This window comes from Candidatus Edwardsbacteria bacterium (assembly GCA_031082425.1).
Taxonomy (GTDB): domain Bacteria; phylum Edwardsbacteria; class AC1; order AC1; family EtOH8; genus UBA2226.
The window spans coordinates 18,062-37,656 of record JAVHLB010000013.1 but is presented as its reverse complement, the minus strand read 5'-3'; the positions used below and the strand labels follow the sequence as shown (position 1 = coordinate 37,656).

General features: G+C 42.4%; 17 protein-coding genes. All 17 read left to right on the top strand.

Annotation, left to right across the window (positions count from 1 at the left end; translation table 11 throughout):
- Positions 1-29: 29 nt before the first annotated feature.
- Entirely contained in the window at positions 30-749 is a 720-nt protein-coding gene (locus RDU76_11135; GenBank protein MDQ7799473.1) for an FkbM family methyltransferase, read from the top strand.
- Positions 750-766: 17 nt separating this feature from the next.
- Complete coding sequence (locus tag RDU76_11130) at positions 767-2,080, top strand: hypothetical protein (protein ID MDQ7799472.1); 1,314 nt, start codon at positions 767-769, stop codon at positions 2,078-2,080.
- A gap of 214 nt (positions 2,081-2,294) precedes the next feature.
- Complete coding sequence (locus tag RDU76_11125) at positions 2,295-3,518, top strand: glycosyltransferase (protein ID MDQ7799471.1); 1,224 nt, start codon at positions 2,295-2,297, stop codon at positions 3,516-3,518.
- Complete coding sequence (locus RDU76_11120) at positions 3,512-4,591, top strand: hypothetical protein (GenBank protein MDQ7799470.1); 1,080 nt, start codon at positions 3,512-3,514, stop codon at positions 4,589-4,591. The genes RDU76_11125 and RDU76_11120 overlap by 7 nt, the downstream gene beginning before the upstream one ends.
- Positions 4,581-5,531 (top strand): glycosyltransferase family 2 protein, encoded by a 951-nt coding sequence (locus tag RDU76_11115; protein MDQ7799469.1) that lies wholly within the window; start codon positions 4,581-4,583, stop codon positions 5,529-5,531. The genes RDU76_11120 and RDU76_11115 overlap by 11 nt, the downstream gene beginning before the upstream one ends.
- A gap of 160 nt (positions 5,532-5,691) precedes the next feature.
- Positions 5,692-6,813, top strand: coding sequence for a glycosyltransferase (locus tag RDU76_11110; GenBank protein MDQ7799468.1), 1,122 nt, complete (start codon positions 5,692-5,694; stop codon positions 6,811-6,813).
- Positions 6,814-6,896: 83 nt separating this feature from the next.
- Positions 6,897-8,279 (top strand): DUF362 domain-containing protein, encoded by a 1,383-nt coding sequence (locus RDU76_11105; GenBank protein MDQ7799467.1) that lies wholly within the window; start codon positions 6,897-6,899, stop codon positions 8,277-8,279.
- Between the two features lie 2 nt (positions 8,280-8,281).
- Positions 8,282-9,310: a hypothetical protein gene (locus RDU76_11100; GenBank protein MDQ7799466.1), complete on the top strand. Its 1,029-nt coding sequence runs from the start codon at positions 8,282-8,284 to the stop codon at positions 9,308-9,310.
- A 3-nt stretch (positions 9,311-9,313) separates the two neighbouring features.
- Positions 9,314-10,252, top strand: a complete 939-nt coding sequence (locus RDU76_11095) for an SDR family oxidoreductase (protein MDQ7799465.1) — start codon at positions 9,314-9,316, stop codon at positions 10,250-10,252.
- On the top strand, positions 10,242-11,330 hold the full coding sequence (locus RDU76_11090) for a glycosyltransferase family 4 protein (GenBank protein ID MDQ7799464.1): 1,089 nt from the start codon (positions 10,242-10,244) through the stop codon (positions 11,328-11,330). The genes RDU76_11095 and RDU76_11090 overlap by 11 nt, the downstream gene beginning before the upstream one ends.
- A complete protein-coding gene (locus RDU76_11085; GenBank protein MDQ7799463.1) occupies positions 11,312-12,496 on the top strand; it encodes a hypothetical protein in 1,185 nt (394 codons plus the stop codon). Before RDU76_11090 ends, RDU76_11085 begins: the two co-directional genes overlap by 19 nt.
- 6 nt (positions 12,497-12,502) lie before the next feature.
- Positions 12,503-13,255 (top strand): class I SAM-dependent methyltransferase, encoded by a 753-nt coding sequence (locus tag RDU76_11080; GenBank protein MDQ7799462.1) that lies wholly within the window; start codon positions 12,503-12,505, stop codon positions 13,253-13,255.
- Between the two features lie 308 nt (positions 13,256-13,563).
- Positions 13,564-13,764 (top strand): DapH/DapD/GlmU-related protein, encoded by a 201-nt coding sequence (locus RDU76_11075; protein ID MDQ7799461.1) that lies wholly within the window; start codon positions 13,564-13,566, stop codon positions 13,762-13,764.
- Positions 13,765-15,660 (top strand): asparagine synthase (glutamine-hydrolyzing), encoded by a 1,896-nt coding sequence (asnB, locus tag RDU76_11070; GenBank protein MDQ7799460.1) that lies wholly within the window; start codon positions 13,765-13,767, stop codon positions 15,658-15,660.
- Complete coding sequence (locus tag RDU76_11065; GenBank protein ID MDQ7799459.1) at positions 15,660-16,967, top strand: nucleotide sugar dehydrogenase; 1,308 nt, start codon at positions 15,660-15,662, stop codon at positions 16,965-16,967. The genes asnB and RDU76_11065 overlap by 1 nt, the downstream gene beginning before the upstream one ends.
- On the top strand, positions 16,951-18,165 hold the full coding sequence (locus tag RDU76_11060) for a glycosyltransferase family 4 protein (GenBank protein ID MDQ7799458.1): 1,215 nt from the start codon (positions 16,951-16,953) through the stop codon (positions 18,163-18,165). The genes RDU76_11065 and RDU76_11060 overlap by 17 nt, the downstream gene beginning before the upstream one ends.
- The gene (locus RDU76_11055; GenBank protein ID MDQ7799457.1) at positions 18,162-19,592 is read left to right on the top strand and encodes a sugar transferase; all 1,431 of its coding nucleotides are present in this window, start codon (positions 18,162-18,164) and stop codon (positions 19,590-19,592) included. Before RDU76_11060 ends, RDU76_11055 begins: the two co-directional genes overlap by 4 nt.
- Positions 19,593-19,595: the final 3 nt, after the last annotated feature.

The window sequence follows — 19,595 nt, the reverse complement described above, 5'->3', positions numbered from 1 at the left end:
ATTGTTGACGTATTAATAAAGGGGGAGAAGTGACAATAAAGAGAAAACTTCATAAAATAATGAATGGGTTTGGATTTGATATTGTTAGATACCAACCAAACTCAACTCCTGATGAAAAACTTCTTCAATTATTGACCTACTATAAAATAAATACAGTTATAGATATAGGAGCAAGCAATGGGGGATATGCAAAAAGATTGAGGGGATTGGGATACCGTAATAAAATAATATCCTTTGAACCTTTACGGTCTCCTTACGCAGAACTTGTTAAGTATTCCGAAAGAGATCCGTTATGGTATGTTCATAATTACGGATTTGGTAATACTAATATGTCATCTATCATTAATGTTGCAGAAAATTCTGACAGTAGTTCTTTGCTTGAGATGCTTCCAGCACACGAGGTGGCTGCCCCGCACGCTAAATATGTTGGAAAAGAAGAAATCAAGATAAAAAAATTGGATACTGTGTTTTCGGAATTTATAGGACCGAATGACATTGTTTATTTGAAAATTGATGCCCAGGGTTATGAACATATGATCTTAAAGGGCGGAAATAATTCGCTAGAAAAAATAAACACCATACAAGTAGAACTATCTCTTATTCCTTTGTTTAAAGGACAATTGACCTTTGATAATCTTATTGATTTATTAAAACAAAAAGGTTACACCATGGTATCAGTAGAACCGGGTTTTAGAAATAAACTCACCGGGCAATTATTACAGTTTGATGGCATATTTCACCGTTATTAAAACATTGATCGAGTTTTATGAACCAGGTTAAAGATAAAAAAGACGGATGGGTGTTTATATCTCTTGGAATATCATTCGCAATTTACGCTATTTTTCATTCATCTTTGTTTTTTGAAGCGCTCCTCGTGCCAGCACCCGGAAGAATAAGCATGACGGTTATTGGGTTGGGGTTTTTTTGTTTTGCGGTGTACTTAAGTACGCTTATTAGCAAGGGAGAGGGGGGATTAATTCCTCAGGAAAATCAAAAGTGGATTGTGCTTTTTATTCTGTCTTTTTTAATGATGCTGGCTGTTGGTCTTTATCTCAATAATCCAAAATATACTTTTTACACTGACATTGAAGGGGTAATAATTCTTTTTGGATCTATAATATTGGGAGTTAGAAGGAAAAACTGGGAACATTTAGATAAACTGTTTTTGTTTTTGTTGGCGTATGGAATAATTCTGAATGTGGCCTCACTGCCCATGATTGAATCGGTCGCCAGAGTCGATACAGAACATTCAGTGACCAACAAACTCCAAGTATTGATTTATCCGGTGCTGTTCTATATTTATTTGTATAAATATAGAAAAAATCGGTTTGATAAGATAATAATCATGAGCGCGTTCCTTCTTTTCATAATAGAACAGATCTTGTTTCAGAAAAGATTACCCAGCGCCAGGATAATATTCACTCTTTTTTTAATGACCTATATACAAAACTTGACCGTTAATCCTAGTTTTTGGACATTTTTCAAGAATACAATTAAACGATTTTTGTTGATAATTGTCCCGTTGATGGTTGCTATCCTTATCATCAGTAATATTATTAATTTAAAAATCACCGACTCTTTAAAGTTATACAATGAACGATTAACCGGAAATTATGGATTTGTGCATAATTTAGTTTATGATACAAGGTTATATATTGGCTATGTGGTAGTGGATAACCTGATCACCAGCAACAGTTTTTTATTGGGTAAGGGTTTTGGCGGATATATTCTTGACCCACGTCTTTATTGGACCGTTCAAACAGATGAGGGCACATTTAATGGGGCCGCCCAGATTGAGATAGGCCAGACCTGGCCGGTTTGGAAGGGCGGTCTACTTTTCTGGTTATCGGCAAACGCCCTTTTTATAAGTTTGGCATTTTCATTTCGCAAATATCGTAAAAGCAACTTTAGTCTGGCTTGCTGGGCTTTTATTCTAACCCATTTCATATTTTTGATGGGCGAGAATATATGGACCGGACCCTATCAATTTTATTTGATCATTCTGGGCGTGGCAATCGGTCATTTATTGGGGCGTGATCCTGAACAGGAATATAATATTGGGGGCAGGCTGTTGCTGTAAAAAATATAAGCGGAGTGTAGGGATCATCAGCAGGTGGGTGTGGAAAGCATTGGCACAGAGTCAGGAAAGATTATTTAATATATTTATAACAGTGTGTAGAAATTTCATGATGGAATTGAAAATATTTTAATTATTTGATGTTAAGGGTATGTAGTAATTGCGGGAATATTTTCACAAGGTTTGGTAATAATATAGCAAAAAGAGATTTAGTATTTTGACAAATAAGAAACTTCATATTATTTATTTGGGTTCTTCTGGATTTCCCTATGGTATGGCCTCAATACAGCGGCTAAAGCTCATTTCAAAAGGATTGGTTTATGCTGGTTTTAATGTATCGGTAATCAATAATAGAAGCCCGATTTATAAGGAAGATACCATAATTCTGGCACCGAGGGGGAACATTGAAGGTATCGATTATATTTATACAGCAGGCACTCCATATCGTTCAAATACCTTTGTTAAAAGGAATGCATTAAAGTTATATGGTTTGCTTAACGAATTTATTCTTTTATGCAAGCTTAATAAGAAAAAAGAGCTTGATGTGGCAATTATATCAACCATGAGTTTCTATGCCATACTATATTATTCTATTTTGTCCAAGTTCTTTAAATTTATTGTTTTGCTGAACTATGCAGAATATATTACCGGTAAAAGAGCTGGTGCGGATATGTTGTTAAAATTTAATTACTATTTATTTGACAAATATGGTTTAAAGTTAGTTAATGGATTAATTCCAATAAGCAGTTATTTGGTTGATCACATAGAAAATGCATTGCAGGCAGGCAAATATATTAAAGTTCCAATATTAATTGACAATGATAAGTTTAATTCAAAAACAGATATATTAGAAGAGAAATATTTTCTTTATTGTGGATCGTTGGGGTATTTTGAAGTAATAGAATTTATTTTAGAAGCATTTGCTGTGATAAGTCCCGAAAACAAGGATTATAAATTATACTTGATTGTAAAGGGGACAAGCGAACAATTCGTTCTTTTAAATGATAAAATTGCACAAAGAAGAATCAATGGAAGTGTAATAATATTTACAAATTTACCAGAAAAAGACTTAATTTGTTATTATAAAAATGCAAGGGCATTATTGATACCGATAAGAAAAACAGTTCAGGATATAGCCCGATTCCCTCATAAAATTGGAGAGTACCTGGCATCAGGTAGTCCGGTTATCACCAATTGGGAGGGCGAGATCAAACATTACCTGGAAGATGGATACAGTGCCCTTATTGCGCAGGGCTATGATGTTAATGAGTATGTTGATAAAATGAGGGATGTGATTAAAAATCCCGGAAAAGCTAAAATAATTGGAGAAAACGGGAAAAATATTGCCGGTGCTCAATTTGACTACAGAAAGCAAGGAAAACGTCTAGCGAAATTTATTTCAAGTTTTAAAAAAGATACATGCAGTTCTCAAATATGCTAGTAGGAATATTGACAGATAAATACGGAAGAAAATCCGAAGAATTGAATAGATACAAATCTATTCTTGATTACAACAATATAGACAGTATGTTTTTGGATGTTAGCCAGCCCGATTTCTTCAACAGAGTGGCTAAAACGGATTTATTCATATTTCGCTGGCACCATAATGATGACCACAGGCAACTGGCAGGCACTATTCTGCCGATAATTGAAAAAGAAATGGGTGTAAGATGTTTCCCTGATTCAAACACCTGTTGGCATTATGATGATAAAATTAAGCAATATTATTTGCTAAAACATTACGGGTTTCCCTTCATTGACTGCTGGGTATTCTGGGATAAAAGGGAAGCTTTAAAGTGGGTTGAAACAGCTTCACTGCCGGTGGTTTTCAAGCTGAAGGGCGGGGCCGGCTCCAGGAATGTCATTTTAATCAGCACCAAGCAACAGGCCAGGCGGATCATTAAGAAAATGTTTGGTTCTGGAGTTATGTATGACAGCATTCCGGGTTGGGATAATACAAGATTCAAGGATTTTAGCGTCTACAAATCGATCCACCATATCGCGGGCAATATTCTCAGGAAATCCCGCGGAGAGGATGCCTCCCCGTATTGGCTGAAGCATAAAAATTATTCTTTATTTCAAAAATATATTCCCAACAATAATTATGATACCAGAATAGTGGTGATTGGCGATAGGGCCTACGGTGAAAAAAGATTGAACAGGGAAAATGATTTTAGGGCCTCGGGCGGAGGGAAATTGATATTTGACCCAAGCCACATTGACACAAAGTTTGTAAAATTGGCTTTTGAAATATCCGACAAGTTAAAGTTTCAATCCATGGCATATGATTTTTTATACGATGAAGAAGGGAACCCAGCCTTATGCGAGATAAGTTATACCTTTCCCTTCGATCTGTTTTATTTTAATTGTCCAGGACAATGGGATAAAAATATAAAATGGCAGGAAGGTCGCATCTCGCCTCAATATTTACAGTTGGTAAAAGCACTGGGGCTTAATAGTCTAAAGCATCCGCCATTTGAAAGAAACGGGGAGATGGTATCCAATGGACAATAAAATAACAGTGATTATGCCAACCTACAATAGGGCGAGCACCATTTGCCGCGCTATTGATAGCGTTTTAAATCAAACATATAAAGATATCGAAATATTAGTGATTGACGATGGCTCTAAAGACAACACTTTGGAAATAATTGGCAAATATAAAGACAATAGAATTAAGATAATCAAACACAATACAAATAAAGGCGTGATATCCGCAAAAAACACCGGACTCGATAAGGCAACGGGCAAATGGGTAACCCATGTTGACAGCGATGATGAAATAGTTCCCGAATGTTTCGCAATATTATTGGATGCACTAAAGACCGACCCGAATATAAATCATATAAATTGTAATGTTGTAAATTATGAAACCGGAAAATTAATGGCATCGGGACTTGAGGCAGACATGTTTCTGGATGAAAACAAATTAATGACAAAAGTAAAAGGTCCGTTGTGGGGTATCATAAAAACCGAGTTGTATGGTGATAAAAGATTTGCCGAGGGTTTGCCGGAAGGTGTTCTTGGTGTTCAAATTGGGGATCTGTCTTTGAGATATTATATTAACAAAGGATTATATATCTACCATCTTGAGGGAAATGATCGGGTATGCAAAGCCGTTTATACAAAAGAAAAAAATATTAAAACATATCGGGCATTATTAAATGAAACATATTACCTAAATAAAATTAAGAAATATCAGCCGGGCGAATATTATGCCATCTGCTTGAAAGGCATAATAAATATAAATACCCAGAAAGGCGAAAGGGAAAATATTAATAACTACTATCGAATGCTTAAAGAAAGCGATGCGCCAAAAATAATTAAAATCTCCGGTTTTGTTTTAACCAAATTAAGCCCACGTGTCATAGAATGGTTGATCAAGTTAAAGAATCTACTGCGGGACATGCAATATAAAGTTAGATTAAAGCAAATAAAAAATAAGATCATATAATGTTGGTTTTGAGTTGACTAAACAGTAAATACTTAGTTCGAATTATAAAAACAAGATGCTTTGCTGCCTAAAATATCTGTAAAATTGTTAAACAAACGGCAGGTATTGGTATGATAAAGGATGAAATCAAAGTTATATATATTGTGAAGGAGTGCTGTCTTTGCTGGCAAAGGATTCCACTATCATAAAGGTTCTGCTGTCAATTGATTCTTTGATGGTGGGTGGAAAAGAAAGGCAGCTGTTAGAACTGGCAAAGGGCCTGGCTCAAAGGCCCGGCATCAACTGCCAGGTGCTGGCCATGTCCGAAGAGGATCAATATACCGACCTGCAGGATTCGGGGATAATAGTTCACCGGTTGGTGCGCAGGGTCCGGCATGACTGGGCCGTATTTCTCCGGGTGTATGGGCTGTTGAAAAAACTGCGCCCCAATGTGGTGCACTCCTGGGATTACATGACGGCCATCTACGCCCTGCCGGCCTGCAAGCTGCTGGGAATAAAGTTCGTCAACGGGGCCATCAGATATTCATCCAGCAAGCTGGAACCCATAATAAAGGCAAAAGCCGCCGTAACCTTTCCTTTCTCGGATACCATAGTCTCGAATTCTCAAGCCGGCCTAAGGGCCCACCAGCTGTTGAAAAGCTCCAAAGCCTGCGTAGTTTACAACGGAATTGACCTGAGCCGGTTTGCCGGAGTGAACAACGGCCATAAGATGGAATTGGGGATCACCACCGAAAAAGTTGTCGGGATGGTGGCTACCTTTTCGGAGTATAAAGATTATGAGACATATTTAAATGCTGCCCAGCAATTAGTGAAATCGCGCAAGGATGTAACCTTCGTGGCTGTTGGCGGGGGGCCCTGCCTGGAAAAGATGAAACAATTGGTTTCTCCGATTTATCAGGACAGGGTGATTTTCACAGGGCAACGACGTGATGTAGAACCGTTGATAAACATATTCGACATCGGGGTCCTATGCTCCACTAAATTGGGCGAGGGCATCTCAAATTCGATCATGGAATACATGGCTTTAAACAAGCCCTGTATAGCCTCTGACGTCGGAGGAACCCCGGAATTGGTTGTAGATGGAGAAACCGGCATCTTGGTCGATTGCGGGGATGCTGAACAGTTGGCGCAAAAAATCGAATATCTGCTGGATAATCCTGTCGTAGCAAAACAAATGGGATTGGCGGGGCGGAAAAGGCTGAACGACCAGTTCAACCTGGAAAAAATGGTAAGCAATTATATCGATTTGTACCATAAAACTTTAAATTTAAATAGATGCTAGTGGCCGTCCAACATACAAATGCCGTTTATCCCAAAGACCCTCCGTACCATCCGGACAACAATTATCCGGAGTACCTTTTTGGGATGGAATGCATCTCACCCGCCAAAAATTATGTTTATGAGGCGGTCAGAGAAGCACTGCTGAATTTGGGATTGGATAAGGCTAATTACGGGACTGCCAAATGGAATCCCTTCGGCGATATGATCAGGCCGGACAGCCAAGTGATAGTCAAGCCCAATTTCGTCAATCACCGCAATTTTCTTTCCGATGAGGAAAAATATTTCAATGCCCTGGTCACACATAGCTCTGTCATACGGGCTGTTCTGGATTTTATCATCATTGCCGGGGGGAAGACGGCCAGAATAACCATTGCTGACCTGCCCATGCAGGGGGCAAATTTTGACAAATTGATCGAGCGTAACGGGCTGGATGTGATCCGGACATTTTACAAGCAGAGGGGATTTGAAAACATTGGCTATTTGGACCTGCGAAAATATTTTCTGGATGTCAATAATGACGGGTCGATAAACGGGAAGGTGAACCTGCCTGGGGATCCCCTGGGTTACATAAAAGTGAACCTGGCAAAAGAGAGCAGCCTGGTTCCGATAGAAAAATTCGCCGATCTATTCGTAGCCCCGGATTATGACGGCCCGGAAACCGTGCGGTGCCACAGCAATGGTGATCACCGGTATGTTATCCCCAAATCAATTTTAACGGCCGATGTTTTCATCAACCTGCCCAAATTAAAAGTTCATAGAAAAGTGGGGGTGACCCTTTCATTGAAAAATCTGGTTGGCATCATCGGCGATAAAACATGTCTGCCGCATTGGCGAAAAGGCGATCCGGCCCACAACGGAGATGAATTTGCCCTGAGCACCAAGGCCAAGATGCTGGAAAGCAAATACAGCTTTATGCTGAGGAAATCCGGGAAAATAATCTGGAAAACCTTCAGACCGATAGGCCGGCTTCTCAAATGGCTTGATAGGGCTGTTCTGTTCGGGAAACCTGAAGGGGTGGCGGAAATATCACACGGCGATTGGTATGGCAATGATACGATTTGGAGAATGGTGCACGACTTGAACAAGATAATAATATTTGCCGATGCAAAGGGAAGCTTGTCGGAAGAAAAGCAAAGAAAATACTTAACGCTGATAGATGGGATAGTCGGCGGACAGGGAGAGGGCCCGTTGAAGCCAGAGCCGGTTAATACGGGTTATATAATTGCCAGCACAGATCCACTTATTGCCGACATTACAGCCGTCAAAATGATCGGTTTCGATTGGAGAAAGATACCGCAGTACTCCCAGTATGCCTGCGGCCAAAAATATGGCTTTTCTGATTTTAAAGGAAACGAAAACAAGGTTTCGATCAGTTATTCCGGCAAGAAAACATCATTGGCTGATATAAATAAAGAATATTGTTTTAGCCCCTCCAAGGGATGGCTGGGACATATTGAAGCGCGGTGACTATGGCCATGAACAATGAGATAATATTACTAACGGACTACAGAAACTATTTCTACAGTTCGCAAAAGCATAAAGATGCCAGCATGAATCTGGCCGCTTTAAATAAATATTTTTTAGCGCATGGCTATAGTTTGAATATTAAAAGATATTCCGTTATTGATCTCCGGAAGGAAAATTATAACGGCAAGTTCATATTATATCAATCTTCTGAGGACCGGGATTTGTTTTATAAAAGTTATATAGAGGATATTTTGCTAGGGATCCAATTACAAGGGGGTATTCTTATACCAGATTTTTATAAATTTAGAGCTCACCATAATAAAGTTTTTATGGAAATATTGCGGGATATTAGTGATAATGAGGAAATAAAGAACATAAGATCTAAATATTTTGGTTGCTATGAAGAATTCAAAAATAAAATTGACGAAATACAGGTGCCGATTGTAGTTAAACCGGCTGAAGGAGCAGTTAGCAAGGGAATACGTCTCTTTAATGGCATCGTTAGTTTGAAAAAATATACTGAAAAATTGAGTCGATCATTTAATGCATTGGATATAGTCAAAAACGAAATAAAATCAATAACAAGAAACTATCATGTGCGACAATCAAATCATAGAAGAAAATTTATAATTCAAAATTTTGTCAGTGGATTAAAAAACGATTATAAGATCGTCATATATGGTGCCAAGTATTATATTCTTTTCCGAAAAAACCGCAAAAATGATTTTAGGGCCAGCGGCAGCGGATTATTTGAGTTCAAGAAAGAACTGCCCGGGGGGTTATTAGATTACGCCCAGAGAGTTTTTTTGAATTTCCATTGTCCCTATATTGCAATGGATGTGGGCTATGATGGGCATAAGTTTTATCTGATAGAGTTCCAATTTTTGCATTTTGGAACGTTTACTCTTGAAAGCGCTCCGTTTTATTTCTTAAAAGAAAATAACGAATGGAAGATTATACAAGAGAAAACAATTTTAGAACAAGAATTGGCAAATAGCGTAGATGCGTATATAACAAACATAAAAGGGTAATAAATGAAATATTTAGTTACCGGCGGGGCAGGTTTCATCGGTTCCAATCTTACTGCCGAATTGCTTAACTCGGGAGCGCAGGTCAGGGTGCTGGACAATTTCTCCACCGGAAAAAGGGAGAACCTGCTTCCCTTCAAGGGTCATCAGAACATGGAGCTGATCGAGGGCGATCTCAGAAGTTTTCACATAGTCCGGCAGGCGGTAAAAGGGATTGACTACGTTCTTCACCAGGGGGCGCTGCCTTCGGTTCCTCGGTCCATTGCCGATCCCATCACCACCAATGACGTAAATATATTGGGGACCCTGAATGTACTGGAAGCGGCCAAAGAATTCGGGGTAAAAAGAGTGGTCTATGCTTCGTCTTCCTCGATATATGGGGACAGCCCCACCTTGCCCAAAACCGAAGATATGCCGGTACGCCCGTTATCTCCGTATGCCTTGTCAAAATATACCGGTGAAAGATACTGTCAAATATACCATCGGGTCTATGGATTGGAGACAGTCTGTCTGAGGTATTTCAACGTTTTTGGTCCCAACCAGGATCCCACCTCGCAATACAGCGCCGTCATTCCAAAATTCATTAAATCTATACGGGAAGATCGCCAGCCGATCATATATGGCGATGGTACCCAATCGCGGGATTTTACCTATGTGGCAAATGTTGTCTTTGCCAATATTTTGGCTTGCAGGGCATCAAATGTTTCCGGGGAAGTTTTTAATATTGCCTGCAGTGAAAGCCATAATTTAAATGATTTGGTGGGGGAGGTAAATAAAATATTGGGAAAAAATATAAAACCTATTTATCAAACAGAAAGGTCCGGTGATGTCAAATACTCTCTGGCAGATGTGAAGAAAGCCCGGAAGATTTTAAACTATACTCCCAAGGTAAATTTTATGCAGGGGTTAATGCTACTTATCGAGCAAAACATAAATGACAAATAATCCTATCAAAGTGCTTTTTAACACACCCCCTCATAACCTGCAGGGGGGGCCATCTCAGCACCTGCCGTTTTTAGAGAACGAATTAAAAGCAAAAACACCATTAATGACATTTGAGTATGGGCGAAAGTCCGACAATGAAAATATAATAAGTAAAATATTCGGAAGGTTGAAAGATCTTGTTGTATTTCAATTAAAGATCTGGAGTTTCAGCCCCGATGTAATCCATCAGAATACTGCATTTGATGCCAAGTCAATAATCAGGGATGCCCCGCTAATATGCCTATCGAAGATCAATAAAATCCCCATAATGATCAAGGTGCATGGCAGTCATCAGGAATCATTTGGAAAAATGTTGTGGCCTGTTTCAATATTGCGGTCCTATGTTGTCAAGAACGCAGATTGCATCGCCGTATTGTCCTCCCGGGAGAAAAAGGAATTTATTGAGATTTGGCCCGGGTTAACGAAAAAAATAAAAGTTGTAAAAAATATTATTAAACCAGAATTTTTCGAAGCTCGGCGCGAAGAAGAAAAAAAGCCGAAGATATTGTTTGTTTCAAGAGTAATCAAAAAAAAGGGGGTTATTGACCTATTGGAAGCAATGCCGCGGATTTTGAAAGAAATTCCGGAAGCAAAACTTTTGGTCATTGGAAGCGGCGAGGATTCAGGATATTTTGATGCCATGGTGAACAAATCAGAGTTAAAGGGCGCGGTGGAACGTTTGGATAACATGCCCAACACCGGTATTATCCCTTTTTATAGCGGGGCCTGGTGTCTGGCTTTTCCCACCCATTATCCCGAAGGAATGCCTATGGTGGTGGCGGAAGCTATGGCAACGGGTTGCCCGATTGTAACAACCAGAACCCGTTTTTCACTTTCTTATATGGAAGATAACAAGAATTGTGTTTATATTAATAAAGGCGATCCGGATTCTCTGTCGGAAGGAATTATCAGCATGCTCAAAGACAGGAATATGAGGAACACAATCTGCGATAATAATCGGGAATTGGCCAAAAACTTTACGGCTGACAAAGTGATGAATGAATATCTGGAAGTTTATAAATGGCTTTGCCAAAATTAAACATCGATATTCCAAATATTGTATTAAAGAGAATGGCTGCCATTGACCATTATGTTTTAACCCAAGGCATAAATTCATACGATCCATACGACGGTCTGTCATCTCCTTTAGCGAAGTATGTTCTTTTTAATAATCAATTATTGTTTAGAATCTGGCAGCAAGCAGTCCGGTTGTTCCCCTTTAACCTCAGGCCGATTTTGGGAATTAAGAAAATTGCCCATACCAAAGCAATTTCCGACCTGGCTTCAGGTTTCGCATTGTTGTATCTCCAGGGCAATAACGCTGAAGACAGGAAAAAGCTGCTCCAGTATCTGGGATTGCTTGAACGGTTAAAACTAATAACCCCCAATGGATATGGATGGGGCCTGAGGTTTCCCTTTGCTACCAGGTTTATTACCGCCGATTCAGGCCAACCCAATATATTTCAGACCATCAATGCCGTACATTCCTTTTTGGACGGTTGTCAGGCCCTGGAGGAAAGGGAGCTTCTGGAGACAGCCCTGAAAGGATTCAGTTATTTGGAAAATGACCTGGGATATATCGAAGAAAAAGATGCCATACGCTGGCGCTACTGGCAGGGAATGGAAACCCCCATACTTAACGTAAACGGATTGATGATAGGCCTGACCGCAAGGTTATGGAAGATAACCGGCCGGAAAAAATACCTGCAGTATTGCCAAAAACTTTACAGATTTATTAGCCGGCATCAGAATGGCGACGGATCCTGGTATTATGCTGCAAATGAGAAGGGAAGGTTCATAGACGGCTTTCACACGGGGTATATACTGGAAGGACTCTGCCGGGCCATCGAAAGCGGAACGGTTGAAAAAGATGAAACGTTGGATAAAGGAGTTAGATTTTATTTGTCTAATTTTTTTACAGCCGATCATCTTCCAAAATATTATCCGGATTCTGTTTACCCGATTGATGCTCAAAACGCAGCTCAGGCTATTCAAACAATGGTCTATTTATCAAGGATAAAAATGGTAGAGCCGGAGGCAATTCAAAAATGTTTTGCATCCGTTGATAAAGCTCTCTGGAACAGCCAGGGTTATTTCAATTACTGGAAAACGAGACAGTGGACATACAAAACCCCAATGCATCGATGGGCAACGGGTCCGATGTTCCTGGCATTGGTATATTTAAAGAACGAACATTCGCAATAGTCTAAAATGACGGCAGTATTATCAACGCCCAATAGCAGCGTTTATCGTAAAGCCATTAATCAGCTGAAGAAACTGGGATTTTTGCTAACCCTGTCGAAAATGCTGAATCCCGGCCGAAGGATAGAAATATTCAGTATCGTAAAGAATTTAGCAAAAAGCAATAATGACATACTTGTTGATGTTGGCTGCGGAGACGGGTATTGGACGTGTTATTTCGGCAAATATTCCGGCAAAGTAATCGGAATAGAACCCTACGGACCAGATTGGGAAAAAGCCAATAAAAATGAAACAGAGAACCGGAGCTTTATCTGCTGCCCGGCGGAAGAACTGCCGTTTAAGGATAATTATTGTCAAACCATTACCAGCGTATGCGTTTTTGAACACCTATATGATGATGGCAAGGCTTTCAAGGAGTTCTATCGGGTCTTAAAACAAGGAGGTATGTTGCTGGCCACCGTTGACAGCCTTGATTCGCCTTACGTATCAGCCGCATTCAGAAAATGGCACATCGCCAATAATTACTGTAACCAATTGTATTCCGCAGACGAGATGATGAATAAATTGTCAGCGGCCGGGTTCAAAAATATTGAAATAAACCACATCATGTGCTCGCCAATTGCTGTATATTGGGAAAAGATGATCGAGAAAATGGGAGGGTTTTCGCTGTTATTGTCGCCGTTATTTTACCCGTTCATTCTATTTGCAGAAAGAAAACCGGGGAAAACCGGGTATAAAATATTTGTCAAAGCTAAAAAATGAAAATAATATCAGCTATAGTTTATTATTTGATCGCCAGCAAACTGCCGGGCAGTAATGTTCCAATGGGAAAAGCATTTGTTTTCATTAGATGCGGAGCCTTGGGAGGGTTTCTCAGAGCATTTGGACATAAGGTAACGGTAGAGCCAAGGGTGTTTTTCGGCAATGGCCGGGATATTGAGATCGGCGATCATACCCAGATAAATGAAGACTGCTGGATCCGCAATGTTAAAATTGGCAGCAATGTTATGATTGCCCCGAGATCAATGATCCTGAATTACGGACACCATACAGAGCAAACGGAGGTACCAATGCTCGAGCAAGGGATCCGTTTTTATCCCCAGACGGTGATCGAAGACGATGTCTGGATAGGGGCCCAGGCGATCATCCTGCCCGGGGTCAGGATCGGGAGAGGGGCAATTGTCGCTGCCGGGGCGGTGGTGACCAAGGATGTCGAACCCTATGCCATAGTCGGCGGAAACCCGGCTAGGCTGATCAAGAGGCGCAAGTAAATGTGCGGCATAACCGGCGTTTTCAACTACAATTCGGACCGGCCGATCGATCCGGAATCATTGAACCGGATGTGCGCCTCGATAGCCCATCGCGGCCCGGACGACCAGGGGATGTTCTTTGACAATGACGCCCGGATAGGGCTGGGACACCGCCGCTTGAGCATCATAGATCTGGCCACCGGGGCCCAGCCGATGTCCAGCGCGGACAAAAACATCTGGATAGTATTCAACGGCGAGATATATAATTTCCCGGAACTTAAAAAGGAGCTGACAGCCGGGGGATTTCGGTTCAAAACCACCTCCGACACCGAGGTGATAATATACCTTTATCAGGCATACCGGGAGAAGGCCCTGGAGAGGTTGAACGGGATCTTTGCCTTGGCCATCTACGACAAAAAAGAGCGCAGCCTGCTGCTGGCCCGGGACAAGTTCGGGGTCAAACCCCTGTATTATCATGACGACGGCCAGAGAATATCGTTCGGCTCGGAGATCAAGGCCATTCTTCAGGATAAGACTTTTACCAGGAACATCGACCTCCAGGCGCTGGATAATTACCTGACTTTCAGGTACAGCCCCTCGCCCCAGACCCTGATCCGGGGCATAAACAAGCTGTCGCCGGGGCACGGCCTCAAGATAATGCCGGGTCGAGAACCCTGGCAGTTCCGGTTCGACAATAAAGCCCCCAAGACCGACCGGACCATAAAAGAAAGCGACGCCGTAGCCAGGTACCAGGAGTTGCTGGAGAATGCCGTCAAACGGCAGATGATCAGCGATGTCCCGGTGGGTCTGTTTCTCAGCGGAGGGGTTGATTCGGCGGTGCTCGGCACCCTGATGCAGAAGAACCATGACGGCAAACTAAAGACCTTCTCCATAGGCTTCAGGGGAAAAGGGGATCACAACGAGTTGGATGATGCCCGGGAAACCGCCCGATGGATAGGATCGGAACACCACGAAATGCTGCTGGAGAAGAAAGATTATCTGGATTTTTTTGCCCGTTCATTTTATTATGTCGAGGAGCCGGTGGCCGAGACCACCATTCCGGCCCTGTATTATGTGTCAAAACTGGCGGCCCGGGACCTGAAGGTGGTGCTGGCCGGGCAGGGGGCCGACGAGCCGATGGCCGGATATCCCAGATATTTTGGCATCAGCCTGATTCTCAAGTATCCCCGGCTCTGGAAGAACGGGCTGGTAAAAAGCCTGATCGCTAGTTTGCCCCGCAACGAAAGGGCCAAAAGAACAATATATGCCGGGGGGTTTGACGACGAGCTGGACCGGTTTTTAGCGGCGCACACCATTTTTACCCCGGAGCAAAAGATTTCTCTGGTCCGGGAACCGCCTGCCGCGGCACGGGCAGATTCCGCCCGAACCTTGATGGCGGATCTCTACGGCCGAACATCATCATTAGGCGATCCTCTTTCCAAACTGCTGTACATCGACGCCCGGATGAACCTTTCCGACGATCTGCTGCTCTTCAACGACAAGATGGCCATGGCCAATTCCCTAGAGATGCGGGTGCCGTATCTGGATCTGGAGCTGATGGACTTTCTGGAATCGCTGCCGGTAAACCTTAAACTCCGGGGCAGAACCGGAAAATACATCCATAAAAAAGCTGCCGGGAAATGGCTGCCCGGGGAGATCATAAACAGAAAGAAACGCGGGTTTGCCACCCCCATGGACCAGTGGCTGCAATCGGGCCTGTCCGATACGGCCAAACGGCTGTTCGCCCTTCCCGATTCGGCCTGCCGGCAATATTTCAATCTGGATTATATCAATGGTCTTATAGACAGCCATATCAAACGGCGCCATAATTATCAAAGGCATATCTTCATGTTACTGTCGTTCGAGATCTGGCATAAGACATTTTTTGAAAACAAGAAAATTGATTTGGTGAGCTAATGAAAATAGCAATATTCGGACTGGGGTATGTGGGCTGTGTGAGCTTAGGATGCCTGGCTCAGCGGGGGCATGATATCATTGGGGTAGATGTCAGCCCGACAAAAGTTGAGCAGATCAACGCCGGCAAAGCTACAATAGTGGAAAAGGACATTGATAGGATAATAGCCGAACAATATCAAGCCGGCAGGGTCAGGGGCACCATGGACTTTAATGTTGCCGTTGCCGGCAGCGACATTGCTATAATTTGCGTGGGCACACCATCATCAGCCAACGGACACCTGAATTTGGAATACGTAATGAAGGTGGCCGGCCAGATCGGCCTGGCACTTCGGGATAAACAGGATGAATATATTGTGGCCGTAAGGTCAACAGTAATGCCGGGAACTATTGATAAACTTGCCGAAGAGGTGGAAAGGGTCTCTGGAAAAAAGAGGGGGGTTGGTTTTTCTGTTTTATCAAATCCGGAGTTTTTAAGGGAAGGGACGGCCGTTCATGATTATTATAACCCTCCCCTGACTCTTATAGGTTCAAATGACTTGGAATCAGCCCAGAAGTTATCCTTGATTTATCAAGGATTGCCCGGGGAATTGATAATTACCGACATTAAAACTGCCGAGATAATAAAGTACATTAATAACAGTTATCATGCCCTTAAGATCGGCTTTGCCAACGAAATTGGCAATATATGCAAGAAATTGGAGATAGACTCACATAAGGTTATGGAGATATTTTCGAAAGATCGCCAATTGAACATATCGCCGTATTATTTCAAACCAGGCTTTGCGTACGGTGGTTCTTGTCTGCCAAAGGATTTAAAAGGACTTCAAACCTTGGCCCATGACCTTTATATTCAGGCACCGATTCTTCAGAGCATAGACAAAACCAACCAATTGCAAATAGAAGCCGGCATTAAACTCATATTGGATCAAAAAGCAAAGAAAATCGGGTTTTTGGGATTTAGCTTTAAGCAAGGTACCGATGATCTGCGCAACAGTCCGGCGGTGGGAGTGATTGAATCATTGCTCGGCAAGGGATATACGATCAAAATATACGATAAAAACGTCCGAATAGCCCATCTTACCGGGACCAACAAGGAATATATCGAAAAACACATCCCTCATTTAGCGAAACTGATGTGCGACAGCTTGGAAGAGCTTATTGATTTTAGCCAGGTGATAGTGGTCACTACAAAAGAGAGTGATTTTGTTGATAAGTTATTATGTTCCACAGGGAAAATCATCATTGATCTGATCCGGCTTGATGAAAGGTTGTTAAGCAAGAAAGATTATCATGGCCTCTGTTGGTAAGCGGCACGTTCTTTTTATAGTCGAAAACCTTTCAGTACCGTTCGATCGGCGGGTATGGCGGGAAGCCCGGGCGCTTAGTCGAAACGGTTATAAGGTCAGCGTGATATGTCCCAAAGGATTGAGGAGCGACATAAAAAGTTTTGAGGTTATTGAGGGTATAGATATACATAGATATAATATACCTCTGACTCAAAATTCCAAGACGGGATACGTCAATGAATATCTCAGGGCCTTTAGCTCAACGTTGTTTTTATTGATAAAAATCAATCTTAAGCACAAAGTTGATGCAATCCATGTGGCCAACCCGCCGGAGATATTTTTCCCGTTGGGGTGGCTTGGCAAGGTATTGGGGTTCAAATTTGTTTTTGATCATCACGATCTCAGTCCTGAAACCTATACCTATAAATTCGGCCGGGGGAAAAACGGACTAATGTACAAACTACTTTTGATGCTGGAAAGGATGACCTTTTTTGTATCTTACCATGTGATCTCCACCAATCAATCTTTGAGGGAGATTGCCCAAAAACGGGGCAAAATATCCGACGAGAGAATAACAATTGTCCGCAATGGTCCGGATAATGCTTTTATTCCGGTCTCTCCGAAGCATGAATTAAAAAAAGGGAAAAAATACCTGGCTGCTTATCTGGGAGTAATGGGGCAGACAGACGGCGTGGAAAATATTATATATGCCGCAGATAAGATAATCAACGAACATCAAAAGAAAGATATACTGTTCATACTTATTGGCTACGGCGATGAGTATCATAAACATTGTGCCTTGGTCAAAAATTTAAATTTGACAGATTGTGTTGATCTGCCAGGACGCCTGCCTGATAAAGAGGTGCTGGATATTTTATCTACCTCAGATTTATGTCTGGCGCCGGATCCGGCCAACGGTCTTAATGAATTTCACACCATGAATAAAATTATGGATTACATGCGCTGCGGCAAGGCAATAGTGTCGTTCGATTTGGCTGAATCAAAGATCTCTGCAGACAGGGCGGCGATATATGTTAATAATAACGATACAAGCAAATTTGCCAGAGAAATCATTCAGCTTCTGGAGGATCCCCAAAAGCGTTTAGAAATGGGTGCTTTTGGGAAAAAACGTGTAGAGGAGCAGCTGAAATGGGAATATTCTGAAAAAATATTTATCGATACATATAAAAATAAAATCTTTGCAAACGATAATAAATGATCTGGCGCTCATCATTAAATAGCAGGATCGCCCAGCTGGTTGATTTTTTAACCGGCATTGCCGGTTTTGCCACCTCATATCTGCTATGGGGCCTGCTGTATGACAAAGATCCGAAATTTTTCCCCCGGCCCTTCTCGGTCGGCGCGGAACATATCTATTGCGTATTGTTCTGCAGCGCTTTGTATGTGGTCCTGTTCGACGGGCAGAAAGCCTACAGCTACCTGCGTTTTACTTCGCTGGAAACCGAGTACAATATCGTGATCAGAGTGGTGGGGTTCGCCATTCTGGTGGATTTCTTTTTCCTGCACATGCTGGGCTACCGCGATATCCCCCGCACCGTTTTCATCCTATCCCTGGCGGTGGCCCTGATTTATTTTGCCATCCAGAAAACCATGTTGTTTTATTTGGCCGCCCTGGCCCGGAGGAGGGGCCATAACCGGAAAAGGGTAATAATTATTGGCACCGGACATCGGGCCCGGATGGTGGCGGAAAATGCCAAGAAACACCACGCCTGGGGGCTGGATATAATAGGACTGTTGACGGCCGACGACGCCAGGGTGGGAAAGGAGTATTTCGGGATCAAGGTCCTGGATAATTACCGGAATATAGAAGAGATCATAAAAAGCCACAACCCTGAAGAAGTAATAGTCACTAGTTCCACCAAGAGCTTTGACCAGCTTAGGGATGTTTTTGACAAATGCGAACTGGCCGGGATCCCGATCCGATTGATCTCTGATTTTTTGGGTTCGAACGCCAGCAATGTCCACATCGACAACGTATACGGCCTTAATGTGATCAGCCTTTATCTGGCCGAGCGGCCGGAATGGAAATTAGCGTTTAAGAGGCTGATGGATATAATCCTTTCGCTGGCGGGGATAGTCCTGTTGCTGCCGTTATATGCCGTCATAGCTTTGATCATTCTGATACAGGATGGCCGGCCGGTGCTGTATGGCTGGAATGTGGTGGGCTATAAGAGGAAACCCATTAAAAGCTGGAAATTTCGGACCATGGTGCGTAACGCCGATGAGCTCAAGAAGAATCTGATGGACCGGAACGAAATGTCGGGGCCGGTTTTCAAGATAACTAACGATCCCCGGATAATTCCCATCGGACATTTCCTTCGTAAATATAGCCTGGATGAGCTGCCCCAGCTTTTCAGCGTGCTCAAGGGAGACCTCAGCCTGGTGGGCCCCCGGCCGCCGCTGCAATATGAATACCGGGAGTTCGATATTTGGCACCGAAGGAAGTTATCAGTGAAGCCCGGTTTGACCTGTCTCTGGCAGGTGTCGGGCCGCAATGATATCGTTGATTTCAACGAATGGGCCAGGCTGGACCTGGCATATATTGACAACTGGTCGCTGTGGCTGGATATCAAAATACTGATAAAGACAATTCCCGCGGTCCTGATGAGCCGGGGGGCAAAATGATCA